At 68.3% G+C, this 9,219-nt stretch carries 7 protein-coding genes; 4 read left to right on the top strand and 3 right to left on the bottom strand.

Annotation, left to right across the window (positions count from 1 at the left end):
- Positions 1–109 precede the first annotated feature (109 nt).
- Positions 110–1,186 (bottom strand): C40 family peptidase, encoded by a 1,077-nt coding sequence (locus U5C87_RS22630; RefSeq protein ID WP_330474626.1) that lies wholly within the window; start codon positions 1,184–1,186, stop codon positions 110–112.
- Between the two features lie 94 nt (positions 1,187–1,280).
- Here U5C87_RS22630 and U5C87_RS22625 point away from each other — a divergent pair, with 94 nt between their 5' ends.
- The gene (locus tag U5C87_RS22625) at positions 1,281–1,757 is read left to right on the top strand and encodes a hypothetical protein (RefSeq protein ID WP_330474625.1); all 477 of its coding nucleotides are present in this window, start codon (positions 1,281–1,283) and stop codon (positions 1,755–1,757) included.
- Positions 1,758–2,127: 370 nt separating this feature from the next.
- Here the strand turns inward: U5C87_RS22625 and U5C87_RS22620 are convergent, their stop codons facing one another.
- A complete protein-coding gene (locus U5C87_RS22620) occupies positions 2,128–2,673 on the bottom strand; it encodes a hypothetical protein (RefSeq protein ID WP_330474624.1) in 546 nt (181 codons plus the stop codon).
- Positions 2,674–2,935: 262 nt separating this feature from the next.
- On the opposite strand from U5C87_RS22620, the gene U5C87_RS22615 reads away from it, so the two are divergent.
- Both U5C87_RS22615 and U5C87_RS22610 read left to right on the top strand, forming a co-directional pair.
- Complete coding sequence (locus tag U5C87_RS22615) at positions 2,936–3,673, top strand: XRE family transcriptional regulator (protein ID WP_330474623.1); 738 nt, start codon at positions 2,936–2,938, stop codon at positions 3,671–3,673.
- A 29-nt stretch (positions 3,674–3,702) separates the two neighbouring features.
- Positions 3,703–4,173 (top strand): NUDIX hydrolase, encoded by a 471-nt coding sequence (locus U5C87_RS22610; RefSeq protein WP_330474622.1) that lies wholly within the window; start codon positions 3,703–3,705, stop codon positions 4,171–4,173.
- On the opposite strand, the gene U5C87_RS22605 is transcribed toward U5C87_RS22610, so the two are convergent.
- Positions 4,129–4,707 (bottom strand): HD domain-containing protein, encoded by a 579-nt coding sequence (locus U5C87_RS22605; RefSeq protein WP_330474621.1) that lies wholly within the window; start codon positions 4,705–4,707, stop codon positions 4,129–4,131. The genes U5C87_RS22610 and U5C87_RS22605 overlap by 45 nt on opposite strands.
- Before the next feature lie 1,088 nt (positions 4,708–5,795).
- Here U5C87_RS22605 and mobF point away from each other — a divergent pair.
- Positions 5,796–8,750, top strand: a complete 2,955-nt coding sequence (mobF, locus tag U5C87_RS22600; protein ID WP_330474620.1) for a MobF family relaxase — start codon at positions 5,796–5,798, stop codon at positions 8,748–8,750.
- The last annotated feature ends 469 nt before the right edge of the window (positions 8,751–9,219 follow it).

Here is a 9,219-nt window from a genome sequence, read left to right as displayed (position 1 = left end):
CGTTGTGCCTTTCGCAGCTTGCGAGGACTGGTTCCGCGCATGGCTGCGATAGCGAACAAGCAGGGGCACTATGCGTCCAAGAGCAGTGACCGGAGGCAGGAAGGCGTCGTCAGGAGATGTGGCGCAGGCCCGAAAGGCCCTTGGAGACAAAGGACTTGTACGAGACGACGCGTACGACGTCTCCGGTGCGAGGTGCGTTGACGACCAAGCCGTGGCCGATGTACATGCCGACGTGGCCGGGGGAGGCGAGCGTCCCTTCGGAGCCGGGGATCATGACGAGATCACCGGGCGCGAGGGCTGTCTGCGTCGTGGGCGAGCCGTCGAGCAGCTGCTCTGTGACCACGCGGCCAATCGAGACGCCGGCGCGGCGCCACGCCTGCTGGGTCAGCCCGGAGCAGTCGAAGGAGCCCGGTCCGTTGCCGCCCCACAGGTACGGCTTCCCGAGCTGAGCCAGGGCGAACGCCACAGCGGTCCGGCCCGCGGGGCTCGTCGGGGAAAGCGTGAAGTTGCTTGGCAGTCCATGAGCGCCCGACGTCGCGGGCGTCAGTGCGTCTGCGGGTGCGCCGCCACAGTCCAGGGCAGCGCCGTCACCTTCGATGACGCGGAGGATCGTCGATGCCCGAGCGGTTTGATGAAGGTAGTTCTCGCCCACGACACGGGAGCCGCCGTTGGCCGCACTGGGAAGCCCGGTGAACGCCGACCGCTGGACGGTCTGGGCGGCATGCCAAGGCGTCATCGATTGCCAGCCGCGCACCTGGAGAAGGGCATCCACGAAGAGCTGGGTGGACTCGGTCGCGTCCATGCGCTTGGACGCGCTGCCCCAGCCCGGACGCTGCTGAAAGAGGCCGAGTGAGTCGTGGTCATGGCCGACGCCCTGGCTTGGGAACGCTGCCCCAGCCGGGTCGTTGGGGTTCGAGAGGATCTTGAGGTCGGACTCGGCCAGCGCCACCGTGAGCGCGATGTAGGCGCCGGCTCTTCCGGCTCGCTGCTCGGCGGTGGCGACGATGATGCGGGCGTTCTGAGCCTGTGCCGCAGAGAGCCCTTGCACCGGCCCGCTGGAAACGCACGCTGGGGGCCGCGGCGGAAGCGCCCCGCTCTGGCCGGCGGCAACGGTAATCAGACCTAGTCCGCCGAGCGCCGCTAGTCCGCCGACGGAGAGGCCGGCAACGACATGGGTGAGCGACATGGTGCGCGAACCGTGCCTTGGGGGCACCACTCGGCAGGCGTCGCCCGATGGTGCCCCTGCGCACGGGCTTCCCCTCGCCGAGGAGGTATGCCGCATGCTGCGCTTGAAGAAGCCCCGGCGGGAACGCGACGTGGGCGAGATCCACGAGGACGCGAGACATCTCGCACTGGAGGCCGCAGGCCTGGTTCCGTCGCCCGTAGTCGACGTCATGAGGCGGGGCATTGTGCTCGAGACGGGTGAACGCGCCTGGCGCGAAGTGCGCGTCGAACTGCGGCATCTTGTGGCGGGAAAGTGGTGTGCTGCCATGCCCGCGACAGGTCTTGTGACCGATAGGCGGGTGCTGCTCAGGACGTCAGCCGGGAACTGCCTCTCTTTGTGGTGGGGCACCCTCGTGCGGTTCGAACCGTCGATGTCGAGGGGCTATGTCGTCTTCGACTACGGCGACGGTGTGCCCCGGCTGCTGTCCGGGGCACAGGTACCCGTGGTGGCGGTGGCGGGAGTCATGGCGCTCTACGGCGTCCCCGGACTGGCCGAACACCCGGCCCTCGAGCCCCTGCGAGCCAACTCGTGACTGCGCAGGGTCTGCAGCTGGCGACGCGCGTACTGGCGCTGTCCGCTGGTGAGGTCGGCCGACGCGGCATACAACCGGAGGAGACCCGGCCATCCCGACGGGGAGCCGGCCAGGAGGCGGTGGACAGCGCGTCGTTCAGCCGCCGTGAAGCCGAGCTGCTCAAGCATCCTCTTGGTGCACGCCCGCGAGTTCCCACCGGCGCGCTTCGTCGTGATCGTCGTGAGGGGGTCCGCGGCGCCTCGCCGTCGGGCTTCCTCGATACGCGAGATGAAGAGATCAAAGACAGGGCTGAGCTTGACGTCGTCGAGCTCTTCCGACGTGACGTGGAGCTGCGCGGCCGTCCAGTCACTGAAGGTGGAGCGCGGCATGGTCACGCCACCTCGCTTCGGTCGAGATCGGCGAACACGACCGGCTCGCCAGGACGCACGTGGGTCATCCCATGAAGGGCGTCGGACTGTGCGGCTCGCGCCGAGCCGAAGGCGCCCTTGGTCGCGACACCGCGGAGCATGATGAAGAGCTGCTGCGCTGCCATCGACCTCGCCTGCGACTCGTGCGTCCTCAGCCAGTCCATGGCTGCGATGAGCTCGTCGGTGGCGTGGTCTGCCGTCACGGGCACCGGTGCGCTCGACCCCATCGGCACGACCAGGCACAGGCCCTTGGTGCACACGGTCTCGCGGACGGTGATCCACAACTCGTCACGCTCGGGGGAGGGTTGGCTGAGTGTCCCGCAGCGCTCCAAGGCGTCCGCGAGCGACGTTGCTTTCAGATCCTGACCGGTCATCGCCTGCTCCTCGGTGAGATCGGCGAAGCCATGGCGGCTCCGCGCCCAATACCATTTGTCCCGCTTTGCGGCAGAGCTCGCCGCTTGGAAGTGCCTTGGCTGTGGACAGCCGAGGGTCGTGAAGTGGTTGTCCACAGGGCCGCGGTATGGGTCTTGTGCTCGCGCCCAGTGGCCCCGACGACTTGGAGATGCGCACGCGGCCATGCATGTCTGCTGCCGGCACGTCGCCCTCGCACCGAGCCCTGCAGTCCTGGGGAACCTCTGCCGGTTCGGCTGGGATGCGTCTTCATGCCCTTCACTCGACCAGTCGGCGAAGGGACGCCAACACCACGCGGTGGGGACGTCTGCGGACGTCCTCGGCACGACGGAGACGTCCCGAATCGTCCTAGGAGGAGTCATGTCCAATGAGCGACTACGGGCCGCCATCGCGGGAGCCGGCCTCACGATGCAGACATTCAGCGAGATGGTCGCCGTCGACCCGAAGACGGTCGAGCGCTGGATCGCGGCAGACCGATTGCCACATCGCTCCCACCGGATTCGCGCCTCCGAGATCCTGCGCAAGAGCGATGGCTTTCTCTGGCCCGCAACCCATTCCGACCGGGCAAGCACTTCCTCGACGCAGGCGGAGCTCGTTCACATCTACCCCAGCCGAAGTGCCATCGAGCCCCCCACATGGCTCCAGCTCGTCGAGCAGGCCAAGGAGCGCATCGACGTCCTCGCCTACGCTGCCAGCTTCCTGCACGACAGCATCCCGGAGTTCATGACCAGGCTGGCCGAAAGATCACGCCAAGGGGTGCAGGTGAGACTCCTCTTCGGCGACCCGGACGGTCAGGCCGTCGACGTGCGTGGTGAGGAGGAAGGCATCGCTGAACTCATGGCCGCGCGATGCAAGCTCACCTGGGTCTACGTGACGCCTCTGCTGGCCACCCACCCGATTGAGGCGCGACGCCACGACACGACCCTCTACGCCTCACTCTTCAGGTTCGACGACACGCTCTTGGCCAACGGACACGCCTACGGAAGCAGCGCGTCGCAGTCTCCTGTCCTGCACCTGTGTCGGATCCCAGGAGGGCGGTTGTTCACGCACTACCTCGATTCTTTCGAGCGCGTGTGGGCATCGTCAGCACCATCATGAGTCCGACCCCGTAGATAGGCTCGTTGAGCATGGGACGCATTGACTACATCGACGACCCAGCGGCACCCGCCATTAACAGCGTCGTGCCTTCGGTCGTGGCGATCGTCCAGCGCGAGGACGGCCGGATCCTGATGATCCACAAGACCGACAACGACAAGTGGGCGTTGCCAGGCGGCGGTCACGAACCCGGTGAGTCCATCTCTGAGACGGTCGAGCGAGAGGTCAAGGAAGAGACCGGCTACGACGTCACGGTCGAAGCCATAACCGGCGTCTACACCAACCCGCGGCACGTGATGGCCTATGACGACGGCGAGGTCAGGCAACAGTTCTCGATCGCGTTCAAGGCCCGCCTGGTCGGAGGCGATCGACGGACCAGCGGCGAAAGCAGCGAGGTCGAGTGGTTGACGGGCGCCGAAATCGAATCGCTTCCGATCCACCCCTCCATGCGCCTACGCCTAGAACACGCCCTCAGTGACAGAGAGCGGCCATTCATTGGTTAGACGCAGTCGGCGGCGAGCTCGCTCGGCCCCGGCCAGCAGGACGGGCCGCGAGATAGTCACAGCGCGATGCACGGGGTCGTCGGCGGGATAGCGCTCGAGCACCTCGGACAGTCGAGACGAGGGGGAGGTCGGCGAACCGCCAGGGCCGATCACGAGATCGAGGAGGTTGAGGTCTTGCAGGTCTGTCGGATTCGGGGCGGGCAACGCCGCTAGCGCTCCACTGAGACCGCGCTCTGCGGCCTCGTATGCCGCACCGGTGTGATGCGCAACCAGCGCGACGACGTTGGCTTGCACCGAGACTCCCTGCAGAAAGCGGGCTCCATCTAGCGGATGGAATCCCGTGTACGCGAGCTCAGGCGCATAGCCCACGTCATGAAGCCAGGCCGCCGCGGCCACGTCGCTCGAGACACGGCCCTGGGCAGCAAGGGCGTCCGCGAGGCGCCCCACTGCCTGCACGTGGGCCCAACGGGATCCCATGTCGGCCAGGTGGTGGGCCGCCAGGTCGCTTGCTTCGTGGCTCTGCATCACCAACATCCTGCCCGACCCTGATTCCTTGGATCCACCGGCGGCCAGGCGGCTGCAGAGGAGCGCTGCCTCGCGGGCTCCCCGACGACCTTGGTCAGTCGTCAGTTTCAGCATCGATCTGATCGCTGCTCGGAGGCGAGGTGGTGTGCCTGTTCGTGGTGTCGTCAGTGCGACGCAGCTCCCTACGTAGCGTCGCCTCCTCGATGCCAAGCAGCAGAGCGGCTCGAGCCGCCCCCGACGTGCGCACCAGGCTCCGCTGGGCGTCGAGCAGCTTGGCGTCTGCGGTCGCGAGACGACTCCGGACCGCGTCGCAGCCTCTGGCTGCAGCCTGGACCTTTCGCAGCGCGTCCGCCTCGGCGCGCTGAGCTTCGAGCAAGCGCTGCCTGGCTCCATGGTCTACAGGGTGTCGCATCAGTACTCCTTCCTCCCGCGGTCCTTGTCCTCAGATCACGCGATGAGGGGGTCACCGTGGGGGAGGGCGGGTCGGCGTGAGCAGGTGCGCCGGCAGCCACTGCTGCACGACAGCGGCGTCGGCTTCGATGACATAGGTGACCAGCGCCCACCACCCGTCATCCCGGCGTGACCACTCGACGACAAGCCCCGGGTGCGGTCCCCGCGATGAGGCCGGACCAGTCACCCAGCAGTGCTGTCGGGCCGGCGGCGGCACCGGGATGGGGTGCTCATGCCCTCGTCCTGATCCGCCAGCCATGGCTCCAGTGTCTCGCAGCCTGTCGAACTGGTGTTCGATAGGCTGTGGTCCTTTCTAGTGAGCCGACGGACAAAGTAGCCGACGCCCGTACAGGGGGAACGGGCGCCGGCTTGACCAGCATATGGGCAGCGCTGAGCCGGCTTGCTCAGGTCCTCCACAGAGACCCATGCCGTAGCTCCCACCGGCGTCAGTCCCCGTCGGCCAGCCAACCACGCACGACGTCCTGCGCAGCACGCTCCTCGCACCGACGACCGCCCGGCACGACCGCCCCAGTGGAGCCCTCGCACCGAACGCTCCCTCTGCTGGCTTCATCGCTCCACACGTCTGGCACCAAGGTGGCCGCGGGGCTCCGCCGGTGCCCCCGGAGCCGGGTTGTTTCGGGGTGACTATGTCGATCCGCCGGATGACGCTGGGCTCCGGCTACCGGTACCTTATGGCGTCTGTCGCGCGAGGCGACGCCGCTGCGCCGACGGCGTCGCCGCTCGCTGCGTACTACAGCGAGCCGGGCACCCCGCCGGGACGCTTCCTCGGCGCCGGGCTGGCTGGCCTCGAGCGTGGTCGGGGCGTCCAGCCGGGCGCGCTGGTGAGCGAAGAGCACCTGTGGCGCATGCTCGGGATGCTGCAGGACCCGGTCACAGGGGAGCCGCTGGGGCGTCCCCCGGGAGCCGAGCGGACGGCATACGTCGACGGGTTGAACCGGCTGCGTAAGGCACCGAAGACGGTGGCCGGCTTTGACCTGACGTTCACCGCCCCGAAGTCGGTCTCGGTGGCCTGGGCGCTCGCCGACGAGCCGACCCGGCGGCGCCTGCATGCGGCGCACGTGGCGGCGCTCGAGTTCGTCAGCGAGTACGCCGAGCGGACCGTGTTCGCCACCCGCACCGGCCGTGGGGGAGTCGTCTCCGAGGACGTACGCGGCGTCGTCGCTGCCGCGTTCGACCACTGGGACTCAAGGTCCGGTGACCCGCAGCTGCACACCCACGTCGTCGTCTTGAACCGGGTCCAGGCAGCCTCGGACGGGCAGTGGCGCACCCTCGACAGCAAGGCGCTCTTCCGGGCAGCCGTGGGACTGTCAGAGCTGTACAACGGCGTCCTCGCCGACCTTGTCACCGCGGATCTGGGCTACGGCTGGGCACCGGAACGGAGGCGGCACTCCCCGGTGGAGAAGTGGGAGGTCGCAGGGGTGGGGGAGGCGCTGCGGGCGGAGTTCTCGCAGCGCAGCACGGAGATCGACGCCGCCAAGGACGCGCTGGTAACCGACTTCGTTGCCGGGCGCGGGCGGCAGCCGACTCCCCGGGAGGTGCTGCAGCTGCGTCAGCGAGCAACTTTGGAGACGCGCCCGGACAAAGAACTGCACTCGCTCGGGGAGCTTGTCACTGGGTGGCGATCGCGTGCCGAGCCCTTCGTCGGGGACCAGCCGCAGGCGTGGGTCGCAAGCCTCGCTGGACGCAACGACCTGCCCCTGTTGCGGGCTGGCGACCTGGCCGAGGGGATGCTCGACGACGCGGCACAGGTGGCGCTGGAGGTGGTGTCCGGAAAGCGGTCGACGTTCACCCGGGCGAACGTCTTCGCCGAGGTGCTGCGCCAGATCCACGGCGTCCGGTTCGCCTCGCCGGGCGACCGGGTCGCGGTCGCGGAGTGGATCACGACGCTCGGACTCGAGCGCGCGGTCGCGCTTACGCCGCCGGATCTGGGTTATGTTCCGGACGAGCTGCGCCGCCCCGATGGCACGTCCCGCTTCCGCCCTCGCGACTCCGAGGTGTACACGACCCAGGCGCTGCTGGATGCCGAAGAACGACTCCTCGCGGCCGGCCGCGCGATGGACGGGCCCACAGCAGACGACGCTGCGGCCGCCGCCGTGTGTGCGGGAGACCTGCCGGGTCGGCACCATCCGTTGTCGGCCGAGCAGGCCGCTGCCGTATGCCGGATCGCGACCTCGGGTCGTGCGCTCGATGTCCTTGTCGGCCCCGCCGGTGCCGGCAAGTCCACGGCCATGGCCGGGATTGGGGCCGTCTGGGAAGCGCAGTTCGGGCCCGGATCCGTCGTGGGGTTGGCGCCGTCGGCGGCGGCCGCTGAGGTGCTGTCCGAGGCGGTCGGCGTGCCGACCGAGAACACCGCCAAGTGGCTTGCAGAAGCTGCCAGGCAGCCAGATCGAGTGGCCGAGCTTGAAGCGTTGACGGCTGCTCTCGACCGCGCCACCCCGTCCCTGCGGACGCGCGCCTTGCTGCGTCGAGCGCGTGAGCTGTCCGCCGAGATCGACCGGTGGCACCTGCGCCGAGGGCAGCTCGTGATCGTCGACGAGGCGTCCATGGCCGGCACGTTCGAGCTTGACTCCCTGACGGCATACGCCCGCACCGCCGGCGCGAAGGTGTTGCTCGTCGGGGACTGGGCCCAGCTGTCCCCGGTGGCGGCCGGCGGCGCGTTCAAGCTGCTCGCGACCGACCGCGAGGACGCGCCATCGCTACTCGATGTGCGCCGGTTCCGGCACGAGTGGGAACGCGACGCCTCCCTCAAGCTCCGGACCGGGGCCAAGGGCGTCGCCGCAGAGTATGCGCGTCACGGCCGAGTGCGAGGCGGTGATCGAGAGTCGATGCTCGACGAGCTATTCGCGAACTGGTGCGATGACGTCGCGGCAGGGCGACGGTCGCTGATGGTCGCCGCCGACACCGCCACCGTGGCCGACCTCAACCACCGAGCGCGAGCTCAGAGGGTGGCCGAAGGCCTGGTCGTGGATTCGGGCGTCACGGTGGCTGAAGGATCGGTCATCGGAGTGGGCGACGTCGTCGTCACCCGCCAGAACCAGCGCGACCTGGGCTCGGCGACGGGATGGGTGAAGAACGGCGACCAGTGGGTCGTCGCAGCTGTTTACGCGGACGGCAGCCTGACAGTCCGGCGCGAAACTGGTGCAGGAGTGGCACGCCTCCACGCCCAGTACGTCCGCGAACACCTCGAGCTCGGCTACGCCACCACGGCCCACCGCGCCCAGGGCCGGACGGTCGACACCACCCACGCGTTCGTCACCGCGACGACGATGCGCGAACCGCTCTACGTGATGGCTACCCGCGGACGCGAAAGCAACACTCTGTACGTCGACACGGTCTACGACCCTGACGCTGCAACAGCCCATCGGTCGCCATCGGTACGCAGCCCTTCCGCCGTTCTCGAAGAGGTGCTTGGGCGCTCTGGCGCTGAACTGAGCGCTATCGAGGTGCGCACGCGAGAGCGCAACACTGGTGCCAGCCCGGCGCGACTCCATGATGAGGGCGCGACCATCCTCGCAGTCGACCGAAATCGACGCGGGCAGCAGACGAGTGCGAGGCAGATGATCGAACATCGAGGCATCTAGCGTCGCCGCGCCTACTTCCATGATCCGGCGGATAGTGCTCAAGGCCGGGGTGACAGACTTCAAGCGGCGGGTTCCTGGCTGACTGGTACGCCACCCAGTTGTGCGGACGACCGGAGGCCTCCTAGGGCGTCAGGCCAAGCTGGCCCTTGGTGTCTTGTGATGGTTGAGACACGAATCATCAGGCGCCGGGCGTGCGCACGATTCCCACCTTCATCTCGGCGCCCGACCCTCCCGGGAACCGTCCGCGGGGGAACCGTGCACGCGCGGCATGCCGGAGTCCATGGGGACCGTGCCGTCGCCACCTATGGCGTGCCGACTACGCTGAACCGGATATCAAGCTCAGCTGGGGGTCGACGCCAGAGCTCGTGGTTGGCGGAGGCCGCGGATGTCGTCACGGGCGGCGTCGAGAACGCTCGTACGTTGCGACAACGGCGTGACTTCGGGTTCTCTGCAACTACCCACGCTGGCC

The sequence above is a fragment of the Terrabacter sp. C0L_2 genome, from assembly GCF_036352015.1.
Classification (GTDB): domain Bacteria; phylum Actinomycetota; class Actinomycetes; order Actinomycetales; family Dermatophilaceae; genus Terrabacter; species Terrabacter tumescens.
The sequence above is the reverse complement of the archived record's forward strand: the minus strand, read 5'-3'. Positions and strand labels throughout refer to the sequence as shown.